Source organism: Pollutimonas rozaliensis, assembly GCF_048751585.1.
GTDB lineage: Bacteria > Pseudomonadota > Gammaproteobacteria > Burkholderiales > Burkholderiaceae_B.
Map to the genome: position 1 here is coordinate 1 of NZ_JAZHOB010000303.1, position 245 is coordinate 245.

1 protein-coding gene is annotated in these 245 nt (G+C 46.9%); it reads right to left on the bottom strand.

Translation table 11 applies throughout. From position 1 onward, the window contains the following. Positions 1-213 (bottom strand): hypothetical protein (locus V0R37_RS23000; RefSeq protein ID WP_420376679.1); only part of this gene is annotated, 213 nt, incomplete at its 3' end. Positions 214-245: the final 32 nt, after the last annotated feature.

Genomic DNA, 245 nt, shown 5'->3' on the forward strand with positions numbered 1-245 from the left:
GTATTTGGAAGCGTCAGCAAAAACTTGCAGCGCCTGATGTACGGGACCCATGTCCAACCCACTTAAGCCGCCAAAATAAACCATCTTTGGACGTGGATTTTCTGGACCATACGCGTTTGGAATCAGATCGTTATCGATGTGACGGAAAGTATTGTTACCCACCAACACATAATCGTTCGAACCAATACCTGGACCACTTCCCAATAGGGTCATTGGGAATCGACCGGATGTAATGTTTCTCGCAG